Here is a 19,585-nt window from a genome sequence, read left to right on the forward strand (position 1 = left end):
CGGGCGTCTTTTTTATCAGTTGAGCGCCTTGTCTCGTGTTTCCACATTTATGAAGAAGGCGATTATTCCCGCAAGCGCCAGCAAGCCTGCAAACATTGCAACAGCCGTATTGAAGCTCTGTGTGACGACAATCGCCAATGCCGAAGGTGCGAGTAATCCGCCAAGGCGTGCCATAGCGCCTGCCGCGCCCATGCCGCTTGCACGCAATGCTGTCGGATAAAGCTCCGGCGTAAACGCATAAAGCGCGCCCCATGTGCCGAGCAGAGCAAAGCTCATGATGAGGATCGATGCACCAACCAGGGCAGAGCTTCCGGCGATAGTGAAAAGCGCGCAGGCAGCGGCACTTATGAACAGGAAGCCGATCAGCGTCTTACGACGGCCCCAAGCCTCGACGCCATATGCGGCCAGCGCATAACCGGGCAGCTGTGCCAGTGCAACGACGACCAGGAAGCCATAACCACGCACGAAGCCGAAGCCATCACTTGCAAGCTTGGCCGGAATCCATGTGAAGATGCCGTAGTAGGATACAGAAACAAGGAACCATATCGCCAGCGTGGTCAGCGTGCGCTGACGCAGATTTGGCGAAAGAAGTTTTTCGTTTGTCACCAGAAGCGGTGCATCAAGAACAGCCTTTGGCGGCAGCTCCGGCTTGCCGTTACGCCGCAGAACGCGATTCATCACGCTTTTTGCTTCTTGTGTCTGACCGGTTTTGAGCAAATGCATCGGGGATTCAGGAATCCAGATACGCAGCCAGATGCCGATCAAGGCCGGTGCGGCGGTAACGACGAAAATGTAGCGCCACGCATCGGCCACGCCTGCAAGGCTTGCGGCCCACGCAGCAAGCGCAATGATCACTGTGCCAACAGCCCAAAAACCTTCGAGCATAACCAGCCAGCGGCCACGATTCTTGGATGGCAGAAATTCTGCCATCATTGCATAATCAACGGGCAAGGTTCCGCCGACCGCGATACCGGTCAAAAAGCGAAGGCCGAGAAGAATAGCAAAGTTCGGTGAGAAAGCAGACAGCAAGCCAAACACTGCATCACATGCAACTGTAATGAGAAGAACGCGGCGGCGACCATATTTGTCGGCAAGCCTGCCAAACAGTGCTGCACCAATCAGCATTCCGAAGAAGAACAACGTACCAGTCTGCAACGCCTGTGGAACGGTGAGGCCGAAAGTTGCGGCGATCGAGGCTGCGGTGAAACCTACCGCTAGGACCTGCATGGCATCTGCAGCCCATACAAGTCCGAATACACCGAGAAGATTGCGCTGGAAGGGGCCGGCTCCGGCCTGATCGAGCGTTTGTTCGATTGTAACTTTCATGCCGCGATGATCCCCTCTTTCCGGCCGAAATTCTACGGTGCTTTTGCTGCGCCTCTCAGCCTCGTCTGTCAATCGCGATTTGATCGAAATAAGACGCTTTTGCTTAAAATGAGCATAAGTATCTTTAACGTGCGGTTTTCTGGTCACGCCTCAATGTCTGTTTGTGAGTTTCGCGCGATCTCAAAAGCGTCTAGGACTGTTCATATATTGAAGTGGGATGAGAGCATGACCTATACGGCAAGAGATTTTGGTATCGTTTGTGGAACAATGCCAACAGGCGATAAGAACGTTATCACCGATGTTCCGGGTGTTCTGGTTGGACAACACACAGTTAAAGATGGTGACATCAATACCGGCGTCACGGCCATCATGCCTCACAGCGGCAATCTCTATCGGCAGAAAGTTCTTGGCGCCTGCGATATCATCAACGGCTTTGGCAAAAGCATCGGTCTGATGCAGGTGGAGGAATTGGGCACTATCGAGACCCCTATTCTGCTTACCAATACGTTCGGCGTCGGAACTTGCGCCAATACCCTTATTCGTGAGGCAATTGCCGCAAATCCTGATATCGGCAGGACGACCGCAACCGTCAATCCCGTTGTTCTCGAGTGTAATGATGGGCCATTCAATGACATTCAAGCTTTGGCGATAACTGAGGATCATGCGCGGCTAGCACTTGGAAATGCCAGCAATCGCTTCCTTCAGGGCAATGTCGGTGCAGGAACCGGCATGACATGCTTCGGTTTCAAGGGGGGTGTTGGTAGTGCATCTCGTCGGTTTGATCTGAATGGCGAAGTCTATCACCTTGGCATTCTGGCGCTCACAAATTTTGGGCGCACTGGCGATCTGATTCTGCCGGATGGGCGCAGGCCATCGCCAAAGACCATTGCGCAATCGGAAAAAGGCTCGGTCATCCTTGTGCTCGCAACCGATGTGCCGCTCGAACATCGGCAATTAAAGCGTGTTTCGAAACGTTGTGGTGCGGGATTGGCTCGCCTCGGTGCTTTCTGGGGCAATGGCAGCGGCGATATTGCGATTGGTTTTTCAACGGCTGCAACATTCGATCACGATGAAGCATCCGACTTGATCTCATTAAAGGCTCTGAACGAGAATCGTATCGACATTCTTTTCCGGGCCGCCGCTGAGGCCGCGCAGGAGGCCGTGCTGAATTCCATGTGTGCGGCTGAAACCTTTGTTGGTCGTGGCGGAAATCGCCGCATTTCCTTGGCGGATTGGCTTAAAAGTTCCGAGTCTCACTGAGTCTGATGAAAGAGCCGTGGCAGTACAGCTTCCACGGCTCGTAAAAACGAGCAGAAGTTTTCTGATTTTTTAATAAAATAGATTATTTTAAATCTATATCGTATTGTTATTTAATAATAAAATGTGATTGTATTATACAAGTTAATGCCCTGGGTCGATTGATGGGACCAAAGAAATTTGTCGGTTTTGAGTGAATTATGAAGGGGGTTGTTAACCTTCATTTTTTATTACTAAGGCTCCTTCAGGCGACATATCTATGGTTCGGGTATCATGCGTAATTTGAGAGAAAATCTTCCCCATACAGATGGAAATCGTGCAGAGTCTGCTCCAGAGCAGAAGCCGCAGCGCGACCCGTTGGGAGCGCATTCGCCAAATTCGGACGGGACGTGGAAATCGTATTTTTCACTCGGTGCGAATGTGCGTTTTACCCGCACGCCAGAGATTGATCTGGTGCGTCGTCGCGGTGAAGATCTGCCGGATATCAATGGTCGTGCGAAGCCTGCAGAGGTGGAAGCTGATCATGCTCCGGTCGAGATCGAAAAAGTTGCGGAAGCTCAGCCAATGGCTGTTGCTGCTCTTCAGCAGTCCGTTTCACAGAATATGGTTCGCACACCCGTCGCGCCCGTGCCGCCTGTTCTGACGACCGTACCAGCCGAAACCGTAGTCCAGCCTGCGGAAGTAGCGCCTGTTTTGGCTGCCCAATCGATTGATGTTCAGCCTGTAGCGAATGTAGCCGCAGCTATCTCGGCATTCTCACATTTGTCGGATTTTGCTTTTTGGGAAAGCTTTGATTTTGATGCCGTGCCAGTTCAGTCTGTTGCCGTTATTACAGAAGTTGAAGAGGTTGAAGAAGTTGCAACGCCAAAGCGTGCTGCGCCGACTGTTGAATCGATCATCGCACAGTTCCGCACGGTTGAATGGAACAAGGGTAAGTCTCAGGAGGCTCCTGCTGCTGTCGTAGAACAGCCTGCTCCGGTTGCTGAAGTTGCTCATCCAGACCAGACTGCTCCAGCTCCACAGCCAGTTGCTATACCCGTTGCAGAAGTGGTGATTGAATCACCTCGTGCGCTTATCGAAGAGGCTGCACCTCAGGCACCTGTCGAAGTCGTCACTGATGTTGCTGCTGAAGCAACGGAAGATCAAGGCGTGCTTACTGCCGCTGAAGCAGAAGAGCATGTGGTCGAGGACGTTGTGGCTCCTGAACCTGTTGCAGAAATGTCAAAGGTTGAAGCCCCTACGAAGACAGCCCCTTCAATCGCTCTTTATCAGCCGCAGCCCCTCCCCCGGACAGAAGCTGTCGTCATGCATGGCGACTATGAATTTCCGCCGCGTGACCTGCTGCAGGAACCGCCTTCGCTCGATGGCAATGTCATCACGCAGGAAATGCTTGAGCGCAGTGCTGGCCTTCTCGAAAGCGTGCTTGAAGACTTCGGTGTGCGTGGTGAAATCATCCATGTTCGTCCTGGCCCTGTCGTCACACTCTATGAGTTTGAACCAGCTCCCGGCGTTAAGTCGTCCCGCGTGATAGGTCTTGCTGATGATATTGCGCGTTCGATGTCGGCACTCTCTGCACGTGTTGCCGTTGTTCCGGGGCGTAACGTCATTGGCATCGAACTACCAAATGCCAATCGCGAGACCGTCTATCTGCGCGAAATGATTGACTCCCGCACCTTCGAATCCTCGAACTACCGCCTGCCGCTTTGTCTGGGCAAAGGCATCGGTGGTGAGCCGATCATCGCAGAACTTGCGAAGATGCCTCACCTGCTCGTAGCAGGCACCACCGGTTCGGGTAAGTCTGTCGCCATCAATACGATGATTCTGTCGCTCCTCTACCGCTTCAAACCGGAAGAATGCCGCCTTATCATGGTCGATCCGAAGATGCTGGAACTCTCCATCTATGATGGCATTCCGCACCTGCTGACGCCAGTTGTGACCGATCCGAAGAAGGCCGTTGTGGCTCTGAAATGGGCCGTGCGCGAAATGGAAGACCGCTATCGCAAGATGGCACGTCTGGGCGTTCGCAACATCGAAGGCTTCAATCAGCGTGCAGCGTCTGCAAAGGGCAAAGGCGAAACCGTCATGTGCACGGTGCAGTCCGGCTTTGACAAGGAAACCGGCGAAGCAACCTATGTTCAGGAAGAACTCGACCTGACGCCAATGCCATATATCGTCGTGATTATTGACGAAATGGCCGACCTGATGATGGTTGCCGGCAAGGACATTGAAGGTGCTGTACAACGTCTTGCACAGATGGCGCGTGCTGCTGGTATCCACCTTATCATGGCAACGCAGCGTCCTTCTGTTGACGTTATCACCGGTACGATCAAGGCTAACTTCCCGACCCGTATTTCGTTCCAGGTCACGTCTAAGATCGACAGCCGTACTATTCTTGGTGAAATGGGTGCAGAACAGCTTCTCGGGCAGGGCGATATGCTGCATATGGCCGGCGGTGGCCGCATTGTTCGCGTCCATGGACCATTCGTTTCGGATGAAGAAGTTGAAAAGGTCGTCAATCATCTGAAAGAACAGGGTCGTCCTGATTATCTGGCGACTGTCACCGAAGACGAGGAAGATGAAGATGCCGTGCAGGACACTGCAGTCTTCGATGCTTCGGCCATGGCTTCGGAAGACAGTGACGATGTCTATGAACAGGCTGTGAAGGTTGTTTTGCGTGATAAGAAGTGCTCGACTTCTTACATCCAGCGTCGCCTCGGCATTGGTTACAACCGCGCGGCTTCACTTGTCGAGCGTATGGAACAGGAAGGCCTTGTCGGTGCGGCTAACCATGTTGGTAAGCGTGAAATCCTCACTGGCAACCGCGATTAAGTGATCGGATTATAGATTGCAGAAGCCGGGTCGTTTCAACGATCCGGCCTTTTATTATGCGTGTGCAATGACTTACGCAGGGTTGTATTTGGTGCTTGTCAACCACCCCAATAAGGTTAATACTTAGTTCATTCGCACATTCTTGACTACCGGACGGAGTAGCCGTTGAGGCTCCTACCGCGCCCAAAAACAGGGAGAATGATCGATGAGAAGCATCACAATTGGACCAAGTGCAAAGCCTACCCCTGTAACGACACAGATGCTGCAGAATGCTCAAACTCAGATGCAGCAACCTTCTGACGATAAAACACAGGTTTGCAATGTTCTACGTCTTTCTAAGGGCGGTTACTCACATCGCAGACGCAGAGTTCATAAAAACGCATAATTAAATCTTAAAATATTCAAGCGCCGCATCCGGTCAGAGGGGTGTCGGCGCTGTTTCTTATTGATCAATCACGTAGTTTTGCCCCGGCCGCCCTTTATTACAGCGCGCAGCTGGAGTATTTCAAACAGCAATTCTCCCCATCTCCCAGGAATAATCATGACAACGCCCATGCAAGCCAGTTCAACATCGCAAAAGAAGAAATCACGCTTCTTCCTTGGCTTCATGGCTGTTTTGGGGGCGCTGTTTTTCGCGTTGTTTCTGAGCCTCGGCATCTGGCAAGTCGAGCGCCTGCATTGGAAGCTCGACTTGATTGCCCGCGTTGATGCGCGCGTTCATTCGGAGCCGGTCGCTGCTCCGGGCAAAGACGATTGGGCCAATGTCAATCAGGCCGATGACGAGTACCGGCATGTCACGCTGACCGGCTCTTACCTCAATGACAAGGAAGTGCTGGTTCGTGCGCTGACTGAACGCGGTTCAGGCTTTTGGGTGCTGACGCCGTTGCGTTCAGATGATGGTACACTGACCTTCATCAATCGTGGTTTCATTCCTGATACCAAGCGCGATCCATCTTCACGCGTAGAAACGCAAATCGCGGGCGAGACGACCGTAACTGGCCTTCTGCGCATGCCGGAGCCTGATGGCTTCTTCCTTCGTCCCAACGACCCTGCCCGCAATGATTGGAATTCGCGAGATGTCAAAGCTTTCGCTGAAAAAGAAGGCTTGGGGACAGTCGCGCCCTATTTCATTGATGCAGATAATAACTCCAATCCGGGCAACGTGCCTATTGGCGGGCTTACGGTTGTTACCTTCCGCAACAACCATCTCTCTTATGCAATCACATGGTTTGCGCTTGCAGCCATGATTGCCGGTGCTGCCATTTTGGTATGGCGGTACGAGCGCAAATCAAAGGACTAATTCCAACACTCCATCAGTATGAGTAATGGAGTGTTGGTTAAGTCCGAGTGGAGATTGAACTTTTTCAAGGCGTGATGCGTCAGCATATTGGGCCGCGTTGGTATAAAGGCGTGCCTCCCGAAAGTGGAAGCCGATTTTGGTATAAAGACGTGTTCTAGAGCGTGTCGCAGTTAATTGTATACGCTGCGCTCTCTCTCTATCTCTTTGCTTTTGCTCATGTCGTTATGGGATCGTCGCGGAATTAAGAAATCAGTCCTGTGGACTGATTTCTCCGCGAAAGCGGTTCTCAATTTTCCGCGACATGCTTTAGGCATGGAGCGCGTGGCCGAGTGCTTTCAGGCTGGCTTCGGCAAAGCCTTCACCAAGGGTCGGATGAGCGTGGATCGTTCCTGCTATATCCTCAAGGCGTGTGCCTGTTTCAACAGCAAGCGCAAAGGCGGATGACAGCTCGGAAATCCCGACACCCACGGCCTGAATGCCAAGCATCAGGTGGTTATCAGCGCGGGCGACAACCCGGATAAAACCATCTTCCCGCTCGATAGTCATCGCGCGTCCATTGGCCTGAAACGGGAAAATGCCGGTCTGGATATTATGACCTGCCTTGCGCGCTTCATCAGGAGATAAGCCGACTGTTACGATCTCAGGATCAGTAAAGCAGACTGCCGGGATGCAGCGCTTATCCCAGGCCTGTTTGCCGCCCGCAATGATTTCAGCAACCATTTCGCCCTGAACCATAGCTCTATGCGCAAGCATGGGCTCACCTGTTACATCGCCGATGGCATAAACGCCGCGCATTGATGTGCGACATTTGTCATCGATGCGGATAAAGCGGCCATCCATATCGAGCCGGATTTCGCTCAAACCCCAGCCATCGGTTTGGGGCTTGCGGCCAACCGTGACAAGAATTTTGTCAGCAGGAATTGAATGCCTTTTGCCATCACCCAGCAACACATCCAGCGCTTTTCCATCGGCGGATAAGCCTTTGGCAGACGTATTCGTCAGCACGTCAACGCCGAGTACTTTCAGCCGTGCCATGATCGGGCGTGTCAGCTCTGCATCATATTGCGGTAGGATGCGATCAGTGGCTTCAACGACGGTCACTTTTGCACCAAGCTTTGCAAAGGCCGTACCGATCTCGAGCCCGATATAACCACCGCCAACGATTGCAAGCTTTTCAGGGATCTTATCGAGTGAAAGCGCTTCCGTTGAGGAGATGACATTGCCGCCAAAAGGCAGTGACTGAATTTCAACCGGCACCGACCCTGTTGCGATCACAATGGTCTCGGCATGGATAGTCTGGCGACCGGTGTCGGTATCCACCACAACGGTTTTACCATCCATAAAACGCGCCTGCCCCTGGAACATTCGCACGCGGGAGCGTTTCAGAAGTCCGGCGACACCGCTGTTCAGGCGATTGACGATGCCGTCTTTCCATTCGAGCGTTTTGGCAAAATCGATCTTAGGACTTTCAGCTGTGATGCCAAGCGTACCTTTCGACGCGAATGTCGTGAGGCGGTGGTATTCGTCAGCGGCATGAATAACAGCTTTGGACGGTATGCAGCCGACATTAAGACAGGTCCCGCCCAGCCGCTTTTTCTCGACCAGAACCGTATCGATCCCAAGCTGGCCTGCGCGAATACCGCAGACATAACCGCCGGGACCGCCACCAATGATCAGAAGTTTGCAGGAAATCTCACTCATCCGATCAGCCCTCTACAAAAATCATCGCAGGCGTTTCCAGCAGGCTCTTCAGCTTCTGCACGAATACTGCCGCATCCCATCCATCGATAACGCGATGGTCGAAGCTGCACGACAGGTTCATCATTTTACGCGGTACAAATTGTGTGCCGTCCCACATAGGGCGCACGGCCATTTTGTTGATGCCGACAATTGCCACTTCGGGCCGGTTGATAATTGGCGTGGTTGCGATGGCGCCTAGTGGTCCCAATGATGTGATGGTTATAGTCGAGCCTGTCAGTTCTTCACGCATAGCTGTGCCGTTGCGCGCTGCATCCGTCACGCGGACAAGTTCCGATGCTGCGGTAAATACAGAAAGGCTTTCCGCGTGGCGAACTACCGGCACGATAAGGCCGCTTGGCGTCTGTGTGGCAATGCCCACATGCACACCGCCAAACTGACGAATAATGTCCGATTCATCATCGAAATGTGCGTTGAGCCCCGGCTGTTCTTTGACTGCCTTAACGATTGCGCGGATAACAAATGGCAGCAAGGTCAGGCGCGGACGCCCTTCCTTCTTCTCATTGTTAAGCCCCGTGCGAAGGTCTTCAAGCTGTGTCACATCCACTTCTTCAACGATAGTAATGTGCGGAATATGGCGTTTTGCTTCGGCCATACGCTCCGCAATCTTGCGCCTTAGGCCGATCACCTTGATCTCGTTGATTGTGGTGTCTGCAACATAACCCGAGACTGAAGGCGCAGCTCCGCTTTCAGTCTGGAAAAAGGCGTCCAGATCTTCATGCGTAATGCGCCCGGCAGGGCCGCTACCTTTGACACGTCTTAAATCAATGCCTGCGTCGCGTGCGCGCAACCTGACGGATGGTGTTGCTAGCGGTTTTTCACCTTCGGCGCGCACTGGCCCTGCTCCGGCAAAGGCCCGGCCTGAGGTTTCTTTTTTCTGTGGAACAGGTTTAGGTGGAACCGGCGTTTGCAAAAGCACGGGCGCTTCCGCGCTGGCTGGTTGCGGCTTAGGTGTTTCAGCAGGCGCGGCCGCTACGGGTTCTGGTGCTTCTGGCTTTTGTTCGCTGCTTCCCTCTTGTATTTCGAGACGAACCAGTTCTGAGCCAACAGCAATTTTCTCGCCGATTTCTCCATTCACTGCGATGACTTTGCCGCTGCGCGAAGAAGGTATTTCGACAGTGGCCTTATCGGTCATAACGGCAGCGAGCAGATCATCCTCCCGGACAATATCGCCAACCTTCACATGCCATTCGACAAGTTCAGCCTCTGCAACGCCTTCGCCAACATCAGGGAGCTTTATCGCAAAATGAGCCATTTAAGCCTCCATGATTGAAACGAGTGCACGACCAACACGATCTGGCCCCGGAAAATAGGCCCATTCCTGCGCGTGCGGGTAGGGTGTATCCCAGCCCGTCACGCGGATGATCGGTGCTTCGAGATGATAGAAACATTCGCGCTGCACGAGTGCCGCAAGCTCGGCGCCGTATCCGCAGGTCAATGTTGCTTCATGCACAATGACGCAACGTCCGGTCTTCCTAACGGAAGCCATAATTGTTTCCGTGTCGAGCGGAAGCAGGGTGCGCAGATCAATGACTTCCGCGTCGAGGCCGGTTTCTTCAGTCGCGGCTAATGCCACATGAACCATCGTACCATAGGCGAGAACAGTCACATCGCTGCCTTCACGTCGGATCGCGGCCTTGCCGAGCGGCACGGTATAGTAACCTTCTGGTACTTCGCCCAGCTCATGCTTTTTCCAAGAAGTGACGGGTTTGTCATGATGTCCGTCAAAAGGTCCGTTATAAAGGCGCTTGGGCTCAAACATGATGACGGGATCGGGATCTTCAATCGCTGCCAGCAGCAGGCCTTTGGCATCTGCGGGCGTTGAAGGCATCACGGTCTTCAGACCAGAAACATGAGTGAAAAGTGCTTCCGGACTTTGGCTGTGTGTCTGCCCACCATAAATGCCGCCTCCCGAAGGCATACGGATAACGATAGGGCAGGTAAACTCCCCCGCAGAACGATAGCGAAGGCGTGCCGCTTCTGAAACGATCTGGTCATAGGCAGGATAGACATAGTCCGCGAACTGCACTTCGATGCATGGACGCAAGCCGTAAGACGCCATGCCAATCGCGGTGCCGACAATGCCGAGCTCGCTGATTGGGGCATCGAAGCAGCGCTCCTTGCCGTATTTCTTCTGCAAACCGGCTGTGCAGCGGAAAACGCCACCGAAGTAACCAACGTCTTCGCCGAAAACGACGACTTTCTGGTCGCGCTCCATGGCAATGTCGTGGGCGTTCTGGATCGCCTCAATCATCGTTAACTTTGTCATGATTAGAACCCCGCCTCTTGACGCTGGCGAATAAGGTGCGGCGGTGTTTCTGCATAAACATCTTCAAACATGTCGCGCATTGACGGCTTGCGACCATCATGAAGCGTGCCGATAGCTTCTGCTTCGCGCTGTGCACTGACGACGAGATCCAGAATTTCCGCTTCCGCTTGTTTGTGTCGTTCGTTAGACCATACGCCACGCAGGATCAGGTGGTTTTTGAGCCGTAAGACTGGATCGCCAAGAGGCCAGGCATCGCTTTCTGCCTTTGGACGATAAGCGGAAGGGTCGTCAGACGTCGAATGCCCGCCAGCGCGATAGGTGACATATTCAATGATAGTCGGACCAAGATTGCGGCGTGCGCGTTCAATAGCCCATTTCGCAACCGCATGAACCGCAAGATAGTCGTTGCCATCAACGCGAAGTGACGGAATGCCAAAGCCATGTCCGCGCGCCGCAAAAGTGCCGGAACCACCGCGCGCGATGCCCTGAAATGTTGAGATTGCCCATTGATTGTTGACGATGTTCATCACCACCGGGGCTTTGTAGGTCGATGCAAAGACAAGTGCAGCGTGGAAATCACTTTCGGCTGTCGAGCCGTCACCAATCCATGCAGCTGCAATTTTAGTGTCATGGCTAATGGCTGAAGCCATCGCCCAGCCCACAGCCTGCGTGTATTGCGTGGCGAGATTTCCGGAAATGGTGAAGAAGCCATGCTCCTTGGAGGAATACATCACCGGCAATTGGCGGCCTTTAAGCGGGTCCTGCTCATTGGAGAAAATTTGGTTCATCATGGTAACGAGCGGGTAGTCGTCAGCGATGAGAAGCCCTGCCTGCCGATAAGTTGGGAAATTCATGTCGCCCTTGCGCAGCGCCTTTCGGAACGCGCAACTCACCGCCTCTTCACCCAGATGCTGCATATAGAACGAGGTTTTACCCTGTCGCTGCGCCATCATCATACGTGCATCGTAAGCACGCAGGATCATCATGTGGCGTAGACCGTCTTTGAGTTCATCATCGGTCAGGCTACCCGCCCAGGGGCCGACCGCCTCGCCTTCGCGGTTCAATACACGGATGATGCTGAAAGCCAGATCGCGCATGCCTTCTGGTTTTTCGTCTATCTCCGGACGTCTGACACTCCCTGCCCGCGGAATTTTAACGTGGGAGAAATCTGGGGCATCGCCGGGGCGCCACTCAGGTTCTGGGACATGCAGAGAAAGTACGACATCATCGCTCATGCAGGTGTTCCTCGTAAACTTGCACAAAATGTCGAACGGGAGAATTTGCGTTTTGTTCCGGCTGCGAGTTTCAACTACATCCGAGAGCCAATCCAGTTTAGATCAGCTTCATTTTCTCCCATGCGACGTGAAGCCGGTTTCCTCCTCCGATTTCACTTTAGTCAGGTTGGAACGGGTTTTGGAATAAAGCAAGATTATTCTTCAAAGATGTCAGGGTCTGGATTCCGACCGCGTTCTCAGCGAGCCGACCGAAGGCGTATGGCCCTTCCCGAAACAAGCTTATACGACTGTTTTTATATATGTTTTATATGGTAATATTTGATCTCAAGAACGCAACATTATTACTCATAATTGACGAAAACGTCAGTACCGCTCAGTACTATTGAAGTGCTTCCCAAGCCCTTAGAAGCAATAATGATCGTGGGATGAGGCATTTTGTCCACAGATGCGTCATGCCCGGTTTCGCTCAATCGGTGTCGTTACACGCAAAAGAAGCGGACCGTTTCCGGACCGCTTTTCTCAATTCAGTGATGGTTGTTGCCTTCACGTGCCAGATCGGCGGTCGGGTCACCGGCAAGGCGCTTTCGCGCCCTGTCATCCATCAATTCATACCACATGGCATTCAGAACTGCGAAAGCTGCAGCAAGCGGCAGGCCTAGAAGCCAAGAAAAATACCACATCTTGCTCTCCTTTCTTGATTGGGGTTATGCGGGCTGCAAGCGCCCGCAGATAGCTTAATAAGCGTGGTTGCTTTCATCTTCGATGTCGCGCTGCTCGACCTTACCCCACAAGACTTTGTAGACCCACGAAGTATAAGCGACGATGAGTGGCAGGAAGATGATCGTCACTACCAGCATGATGAAGAGGGTCATATGGCTCGATGATGCATCCCAAACTGTCAGGCTCGATCGTGGATCGACTGACGATGGCAGGATGAATGGGAACATCGACACACCGACCGATGAGATAATGCCGAAGATCGATAGTTGACCGATAAGCAATGGCGCCACTTCACGTTTGCTGCGGAAGAACACAAATAGGAGCAACGGTCCCAGAATGCCCAGCGCAGGCGCGATCAGCAAAACCGGATAATTCATGTAGTTGACGAACCAGGCACCCTGATCAAACTCTACAGCCTTGCGTAGTGGGTTGGAGGGTCCACCTGTAACGACTGCACTGGTGATCTTATAGCCGGAAACCCAATACCAGCTGATGACACCGGCGATGACATAGAGAACGCTGGTGAGCAGTGCAGCGACGCTGCCATAGGCACGGGCTCGTGCTTGCACTACGCCCGTTGTCTTCAGAACAAGCCATGCGGAGCCGTGCATGATAAGCATGGTCAATGAAATTACACCGCAAAGAAGTGCGAACGGATTGAGCAAGCCGAAGAACGTTCCATCATAAAAAATCTGGAGATCGTCATTAAAGCGGAACGGCACGCCTTGAAGCACATTGCCGACGGCGACACCAAAGATCAAGGATGGCACGAAACCGCCGATGAACAATGCCCAGTCCCAACCTGTCCGCCAAGCCACACTGTCCCGCTTGGAGCGGAATTTGAAGCCGACAGGCCGCAGGATGAGGGCAAACAATATGGCAAACATCGCGAGATAGAATCCAGAGAAGGACACCGCATAAAGTGGTGGCCAAGCGGCGAAAATTGCGCCACCACCGAGGATCAACCATACCTGATTGCCTTCCCAGACCGGGCCGATGGTGTTGATGATGACACGGCGTTCAATGTCGGTTTTGCCGATAAACGGCAAAAGTGTACCAACACCAAGGTCGAAACCATCCATTGCGGCGAAGCCGATCAACAATACCCCAAGCAGCACCCACCAGATGATGCGCAGTGTTTCATAGTCCAACAAATCGCTGAGTATCATGATTCTTACTCCGCTGGCGCAATGCTTGCCGGGGCGAGCTTTGCTTCCGGTTTGCTGTCAGGTTCAGGTCCAGCTTTAATCGCGCGCAGCATCAGGCCCATCTCGATGATGAACAAAACCGTGTAGATCGCCACAAAGCCGACGATGGTGAAGAGAACCGTCGAAGCACCAAGATTGGAGACGGCGACTGCGGTTGGCAGAATGCCTTCAATAATCCATGGCTGTCGCCCGAACTCGGCAACAATCCAGCCCATTTCAGCTGCAATCCATGGAAGCGGAATGGCAAAGACTGCCACTTTCAGCAGGAACCGATGACGATCCAGGGCACGACGCGCCGAAAGCACGAAGAATGTGCCGGTCAGCAGGATCAGGAAGAATCCGATACCCACCATGATGCGGAATGCCCAGAACAGCGGTAGAACGCCGGGAACAGTATCGTTCGCTGCCTGCGTAATCTGTGCATCTGTTGCCTGATGTGGATCATCGACATAACGCTTCAACAGAAGCGCGTAGCCCATCCACTGGCTGTTATCGGCAAAGGTATCTTTCACCCCTTGCGACACTGCATCTGTATCGCCAGAAGCGCGGATCTGCTGCAACGCATCATAGGCAATAATACCCTTGCGGATATGGCCCTCAGCGTTTGCGACAAGCTGTTCAATGCCTTCAATCGGCGTCGTCAGCGAGCGTGTTCCAATCAGCCCCATAACCCAAGGAATATGCACGGCATAATGGGTTTCGCGAGATTCCTGGTCAGGGAAACCAAAAGCTGTGAACGAAGCCGGAGCTGGCTCGGTTTCCCACATGGCTTCTATTGCCGCGATTTTCATCTTTTGGTGTTCGTTGGCGAGATAACCGCTTTCGTCACCCAGAACGACGACAGAAAGTGATGCGGCAAGACCGAAGGATGCTGCAACTGTCATCGACCGCTTGGCGAGTTCGGTGGAACGGCCTTTCAGCAAATACCAGGCCGAGACACCAAGCACGAAAATCGAAGCGGTTACATAACCAGCCGAAACCGTATGCACGAATTTAGCCTGGGCAACCGGGTTCATCAGAACTGCGAAGAAATCGGTGATTTCCATGCGCATGGTTTCAGGGTTGAAGGCTGAACCAACCGGGTTTTGCATCCAGCCATTCGCGATAAGAATCCAAAGCGCCGAAAAATTGGAACCGGCGGCAACTGCATAAGTGGCCATAAGGTGGCCCACTTTGGACAGCTTATCCCAGCCGAAGAAGAACAGGCCAACGAAGGTCGCTTCAAGAAAGAAGGCCATCATGCCTTCAATTGCCAGAGGCGCTCCGAAAATGTCTCCGACATAATGGCTGTAATAGCTCCAGTTCATGCCGAACTGAAATTCCATCACAACGCCGGTCGCGACGCCCATAACGAAGTTAATACCAAACAGCGTACCCCAGAATTTCGTCATCTGCCGCCAGATGAGTCTTCCGGTCATAACATATACGGTTTCCATGATTGCAAGCAGCACGGACAGACCCAATGTCAGAGGTACGAAGAGGAAGTGATAAAGTGCCGTGATTGCAAACTGCAATCGCGACAGGGAGACAATATCGAATTCCATCTCTTTAAGCCGGCAAATCCGGCCCTCCTAATGTTACGAGCTGTCACTGATATGTTACCAGCAAACAGCCCCCCTACTCAAATTTCACCTCAAGGAATTGAGGGTTTTGCCAAATGACGGCTCTCCTTTGTTCACGGATTGAACCAGCAGGCCTTGATCCAAAACAATCGCTCGATCACAAATCTGTGCCTCGCGCTGAATATGCGTTGCTATCAACAGGCTACGGCCCTTTGCCTGTTCGCTGAGGCGGCGAAGCACATCCTCAGCAGTTTCCTGATCAAGCCCTTCCGTGGGTTCATCCAGAAGCCACAGCGGAGCGTCGGTCAGAAACAGGCGAGCCAAAGCAAGGCGTCTGGCCTGACCGCCAGAAAGCCCCAGCCCCCCCTCTCCCAGAACTGTATCCAGCCCTTCGGCTTGGGTTTTCATAAAGTCGCCAAGCCCTGCAGCTTCCAATGCGGCATTCAAATCAGCATCGGTGGCATCAGGTTTTGCGAGCTTGAGATTGTTTCGAAGACTGTCTTTGAAAAGCTCAGTGCGCTGTGTGAGAAGCCGTGCGGGAAGGACGTGAATCTCACCGCATTCAGCCCGGATTTCTCCCGCAAGCACGTTAAAGAGCGTGGATTTACCCGCCCCACTGGTTCCGATAAGAGCAACGCGTTCGCTTGCTGCTATATTCAGATTAACAGCGTTGAGCGCTTTCGTGCTGGAGCCCTCGTGACAGACCGTTACATTCTCCAGCCGAACCGCATCGCCCTCGGCAGGCAAGGATAGTGTTTGAATTTCATCCCTCGTGTGGAGTGCCGGGGCAACACGACGTGCAGCAAGTATAGTGCGGCCGAGTTCCATTGCGCCACGTCTTAGCGCTGCAAAGGGCTCCATCGCACCGAGGATTATCAACAGTCCAAGTGCTGCGACAGGCGCATTGATCAAGCCCGCCTGCATCAGCAAGCCAGTGCCAATCAAACCACCGGCAAGGAGCCCTGCATGAAGAATGCCTAGCCCTGCCCCGGTCGAAACTTCGATACGATTGAGTGTCCGGTCACTTGAGGCAATGTAATTATCGGCACGCATGATGATGGCGTTTTGATTATCCATGCGCCCCGCCATGACGAGTTCGGTTTGACCTGCTACCAGATCGACAGTTCGCGCACGCAGGGCTTCAGTTCCTTTGGCGCGTTGGCGCATCGGCTTTTCCGAACGTTTGGCAGCAACAAGTGGCAATCCAAGACCGACACAAAGCAACGTCAACGCGATGACCAATCCGAGAAGCGAATGCATGAGACCAAGCGCAATGCCAGCAACAAAGGCGGTTGCGAGCGCTGCCCCTGCCGGAACAAGTACACGTAGGTAAAGGGAGTCGAGTGCATCGATATCCGCTGTCAGCCTGAAAAGAAGCCGAGCGGGCCTTTTGAGCAAATTGCTGGCTGCGGCAGGCCGCGCCCATGCACGGAAAAGTTGTTCGCGGAGCGCTGCAAGAATTGCGAGCGTAGCATCATGCGTGACGAGGCGTTCAAGATAGCGCGCTCCAGTACGCAGAATGGCAAGCAGCCTAATGCCTGCAGCAGGTGCAAAGACATCAAACACGACCGCTGTTGCAACGCTAAGACCAGCAATCGCGGTGGCTGTGATGAACCAACCTGATAGGCCGAGCAATGCTATGCCTGCAAGAACCGTCGCGGTAGCAGCCGCTATGCCCGCAGAAAGTGCGGTCCCTTTTGTGCGGAAAAAGAGCTGAAAGATCGGGAGAAGTGATTTAAGACCGTTCATTCTGCTGCCCTCTTCTGCCAGAGCTGCGCATTCGCGCTCAAATCATCAAGACGGACGACCCGATCCATACGGCTAGCCAGTTTCTTGTCATGAGTGGAGATAATCAGCGTCTTGCCCTTCGCGACATTAATCAGACTGTTGGCGATGAGGCCTGCTGTTTCTAGGTCAAGATGCGCGGTTGGCTCATCGGCAAGAATAATGTCTGCATGATCATCGACGGCGATCCGTGCGAGCGCTAATCGCAGCGCCTCGCCGCCTGAAAGGCCTGCGCCGTTTTCGCCGATAACTCCGGCGCCGGTGACACCCGCGACATGGCTCAGCGCCATCTGATCGATGATGGATGAAGTCTTCATACCATCAACATTGCGACCCAAACTGATGTTATACCGGGCGCTGCCCGCGAAAATATGCGGCTTCTGACCTACCCAGCTCATTCGGCTACGAATTGCAGCAGCAGTTTCATCGCTCAAAGTTATGTTACCGACTCGTAGTTCGCCTTCTTGTGGTGCGGCCAGCCCTGCGATCAGGGCTAGTAAGGTCGATTTTCCGTAACCACTTGGCGCGAGAAGAGCTACATGCTCGCCCGCCTCGATATCAAGATTGAAACTGTTGAATATATCTGCGGAGCCTGCGGGATAACGAAACCGGACATTCCGTAACATCACCGAGGGTTCGTTTGCGACTTCGTCAACAGGATTGATACCGCCAATCAGTGGCATTTCATGCTTTGCAAGCTGTTGGAGGGCATCAATTGCCGCTTCGCCGGAAGCGCGGTCGTGCCAGACTGCCGAAAGATCACGCAAAGGCTCGAAAAATGCTGGCGAAAGCAGAAGAATGAACAAACCTTCCGCAAGTGTGAGCTTGTGCCCCCATGCGCCGAAATCCAGAGGGCCGAGCAGATGGAAACCGATATAGACGGCAACCATGGCGACACCCAAGGCAGCAAACAGTTCGAGGACTGCGGATGAGAGGAATGCGATGCGCAGAACGATCATCGTTTTGCGACGCAAAGTCTCGGCATTGTCGCGCAGACGTGTCGCAGTTGTATCCACAGCATGGAAACTGCGGATTGTTGCAAGGCCACGTAGCCGATCAAGCAGGAAGCCATTCATATCGCCTAAAGCGACGAGTTGTTTTTCGCTGGCAGCCTTTGCGCGCCAGCCAATGAGCGCCATGAAAATCGGGATCAGAGGTGCGGCAATGAGCAGAATGAGCGCCGCTGTCCATGAAAACCACAGGACAACTGCGAGTATCGCCAGTGGAACCAGCATCACGCGAATACGCACAGGAACAAAGCGGGAGAGATAGGGAACGACCATTTCGGCCTGCTCTGCCAATATGCTGGCGGCTTCGCCGGAAGGTGGACGCGATGTATCAAGTGGAGAGCGTTTGGATAAGGCGATGACTGCCTTTTCGCGTAAACTGGTAAGCTCACTGCGAGCTGCGTCGAAAGCCTTGATTGCGCCGTTTCCATCAAGCAAGCTGCGTAAGCAGCCTATAAGAAACAATCCGGCAGCCAGAAGATAGATTGTGGCGTCAAAACCAGTGTCGGCCAAATAGCCTACGCCGTAGGCTAGAAGTGCGGCTTGTGGCAGCCATAAAAGTGCTGCCACTGCCTGAAACCAAGCCCCCACTTTGAGCAGAGTCGGAACTGGGCGTCGAGGCGGGCGATGTTTGTCGCCTGAAGTTTCACCACCTTGTTGTGCCGCTTTTTCCGTCCGGGGGGCAACGGGTTTCACTCTCGTTTAGGCTCCTTCTTGGCCGCTGTTCTTCCGCGCCCCAGAGCGACGATCCTGTCGGTCGTTTCCAGAAAGCGTGTAACCTTGGCGCCAAGCGCCAGAAGACTGGTCAATCTGTCGGTGTCGAGTTTCTTGACGTCGTCGTACCAGTTGGTGAGCCGCTCAATCATCGCATACATGTCCTTCATGCGATCTTGAGCATAACGGTCGCCGGCGTCCTGAGGTTGTTCCATGAGAACTTCACGCAGGACCGACAAGGTCGGATCGATCTCGCGCTTCTTGCGCTCTTCAGCAAGCGTTCGCAAAATCACCCACACATCACCCGGCGTCGTGAAAAAGTCACGGCGATCGCCGGGGATATGCTTAAGCAACACCAGATTCCATCCCTGCAATTCGCGGATACCCATCGAGACGTTTGAGCGCGAAACACCTAGCGCATCAACAATATCATCCGCACACAGGGGTTCAGACGATAGATACAGCAACGCATAAATCTGCCCAACCGTGCGGTTGATGCCCCAGCGGCTGCCCATCTCTCCGAAGTGGAGAACAAACGACTGAACAATTGGCGATAATTCCAAGTTCTCTCTCCCGTAAATTCTGAAGTTTCAGAAAATACTGAAATTCAGATAA

At 53.3% G+C, this 19,585-nt stretch carries 14 protein-coding genes; 3 read left to right on the forward strand and 11 right to left on the reverse strand.

Annotated features, from left to right (window positions below):
• Positions 1-15: 15 nt before the first annotated feature.
• Positions 16-1,326, reverse strand: coding sequence for an MFS transporter (locus KMS41_14800; GenBank protein ID QWK80169.1), 1,311 nt, complete (start codon positions 1,324-1,326; stop codon positions 16-18).
• Between the two features lie 225 nt (positions 1,327-1,551).
• Between KMS41_14800 and KMS41_14805 the strand changes: the two genes are divergently transcribed.
• From KMS41_14805 to KMS41_14815, 3 genes are all read left to right on the forward strand, one after another.
• Positions 1,552-2,586: a P1 family peptidase gene (locus KMS41_14805; GenBank protein QWK80170.1), complete on the forward strand. Its 1,035-nt coding sequence runs from the start codon at positions 1,552-1,554 to the stop codon at positions 2,584-2,586.
• A 270-nt stretch (positions 2,587-2,856) separates the two neighbouring features.
• On the forward strand, positions 2,857-5,412 hold the full coding sequence (locus KMS41_14810; GenBank protein QWK80171.1) for a DNA translocase FtsK: 2,556 nt from the start codon (positions 2,857-2,859) through the stop codon (positions 5,410-5,412).
• Between the two features lie 553 nt (positions 5,413-5,965).
• Positions 5,966-6,712 carry an SURF1 family protein gene (locus tag KMS41_14815; protein ID QWK80263.1) on the forward strand — a complete coding sequence of 249 codons (747 nt, stop codon included), beginning with the start codon at positions 5,966-5,968 and terminating at the stop codon, positions 6,710-6,712.
• A gap of 306 nt (positions 6,713-7,018) precedes the next feature.
• On the opposite strand, the gene lpdA is transcribed toward KMS41_14815, so the two are convergent.
• The 10 genes from lpdA to KMS41_14865 all read right to left on the reverse strand — a co-directional run bounded on the left by lpdA (position 7,019) and on the right by KMS41_14865 (position 19,533).
• On the reverse strand, positions 7,019-8,413 hold the full coding sequence (gene lpdA / locus KMS41_14820; GenBank protein QWK80172.1) for a dihydrolipoyl dehydrogenase: 1,395 nt from the start codon (positions 8,411-8,413) through the stop codon (positions 7,019-7,021).
• 4 nt (positions 8,414-8,417) lie between these two features.
• Positions 8,418-9,725, reverse strand: a complete 1,308-nt coding sequence (locus tag KMS41_14825) for a 2-oxo acid dehydrogenase subunit E2 (protein ID QWK80173.1) — start codon at positions 9,723-9,725, stop codon at positions 8,418-8,420.
• Positions 9,726-10,739 (reverse strand): alpha-ketoacid dehydrogenase subunit beta, encoded by a 1,014-nt coding sequence (locus tag KMS41_14830; protein QWK80174.1) that lies wholly within the window; start codon positions 10,737-10,739, stop codon positions 9,726-9,728. It lies immediately after the preceding gene.
• Between the two features lie 2 nt (positions 10,740-10,741).
• Positions 10,742-11,974 carry a 3-methyl-2-oxobutanoate dehydrogenase (2-methylpropanoyl-transferring) subunit alpha gene (locus KMS41_14835; GenBank protein ID QWK80175.1) on the reverse strand — a complete coding sequence of 411 codons (1,233 nt, stop codon included), beginning with the start codon at positions 11,972-11,974 and terminating at the stop codon, positions 10,742-10,744.
• Between the two features lie 524 nt (positions 11,975-12,498).
• Positions 12,499-12,654: a cytochrome bd-I oxidase subunit CydX gene (gene cydX / locus KMS41_14840; GenBank protein QWK80176.1), complete on the reverse strand. Its 156-nt coding sequence runs from the start codon at positions 12,652-12,654 to the stop codon at positions 12,499-12,501.
• A 54-nt stretch (positions 12,655-12,708) separates the two neighbouring features.
• Positions 12,709-13,863, reverse strand: coding sequence for a cytochrome d ubiquinol oxidase subunit II (gene cydB / locus KMS41_14845; GenBank protein ID QWK80177.1), 1,155 nt, complete (start codon positions 13,861-13,863; stop codon positions 12,709-12,711).
• Positions 13,864-13,868: 5 nt separating this feature from the next.
• A complete protein-coding gene (locus KMS41_14850; GenBank protein QWK80178.1) occupies positions 13,869-15,446 on the reverse strand; it encodes a cytochrome ubiquinol oxidase subunit I in 1,578 nt (525 codons plus the stop codon).
• 84 nt (positions 15,447-15,530) lie between these two features.
• Positions 15,531-17,213 (reverse strand): thiol reductant ABC exporter subunit CydC, encoded by a 1,683-nt coding sequence (cydC, locus tag KMS41_14855; GenBank protein ID QWK80179.1) that lies wholly within the window; start codon positions 17,211-17,213, stop codon positions 15,531-15,533.
• Complete coding sequence (cydD, locus tag KMS41_14860; GenBank protein ID QWK80180.1) at positions 17,210-18,952, reverse strand: thiol reductant ABC exporter subunit CydD; 1,743 nt, start codon at positions 18,950-18,952, stop codon at positions 17,210-17,212. The genes cydC and cydD overlap by 4 nt, the downstream gene beginning before the upstream one ends.
• The gene (locus tag KMS41_14865) at positions 18,949-19,533 is read right to left on the reverse strand and encodes a GbsR/MarR family transcriptional regulator (protein QWK80181.1); all 585 of its coding nucleotides are present in this window, start codon (positions 19,531-19,533) and stop codon (positions 18,949-18,951) included. Before KMS41_14865 ends, cydD begins: the two co-directional genes overlap by 4 nt.
• Positions 19,534-19,585: the final 52 nt, after the last annotated feature.

Origin of the sequence: Ochrobactrum sp. BTU1, from assembly GCA_018798825.1 — a bacterium.
Classification (GTDB): Bacteria; Pseudomonadota; Alphaproteobacteria; order Rhizobiales; family Rhizobiaceae; genus Brucella.

Coding starts and splice junctions, on each gene's coding strand:
- KMS41_14800 (QWK80169.1), bottom strand. CDS start 1,326: ATGAAAGTTACAATCGAACAAACGCTCGATCAGGCCGGAGCCGGCCCC.
- KMS41_14805 (QWK80170.1), top strand. CDS start 1,552: ATGACCTATACGGCAAGAGATTTTGGTATCGTTTGTGGAACAATGCCA.
- KMS41_14810 (QWK80171.1), top strand. CDS start 2,857: ATGCGTAATTTGAGAGAAAATCTTCCCCATACAGATGGAAATCGTGCA.
- KMS41_14815 (QWK80263.1), top strand. CDS start 5,966: ATGCAAGCCAGTTCAACATCGCAAAAGAAGAAATCACGCTTCTTCCTT.
- lpdA (QWK80172.1), bottom strand. CDS start 8,413: ATGAGTGAGATTTCCTGCAAACTTCTGATCATTGGTGGCGGTCCCGGC.
- KMS41_14825 (QWK80173.1), bottom strand. CDS start 9,725: ATGGCTCATTTTGCGATAAAGCTCCCTGATGTTGGCGAAGGCGTTGCA.
- KMS41_14830 (QWK80174.1), bottom strand. CDS start 10,739: ATGACAAAGTTAACGATGATTGAGGCGATCCAGAACGCCCACGACATT.
- KMS41_14835 (QWK80175.1), bottom strand. CDS start 11,974: ATGAGCGATGATGTCGTACTTTCTCTGCATGTCCCAGAACCTGAGTGG.
- cydX (QWK80176.1), bottom strand. CDS start 12,654: ATGTGGTATTTTTCTTGGCTTCTAGGCCTGCCGCTTGCTGCAGCTTTC.
- cydB (QWK80177.1), bottom strand. CDS start 13,863: ATGATACTCAGCGATTTGTTGGACTATGAAACACTGCGCATCATCTGG.
- KMS41_14850 (QWK80178.1), bottom strand. CDS start 15,446: ATGGAATTCGATATTGTCTCCCTGTCGCGATTGCAGTTTGCAATCACG.
- cydC (QWK80179.1), bottom strand. CDS start 17,213: ATGAACGGTCTTAAATCACTTCTCCCGATCTTTCAGCTCTTTTTCCGC.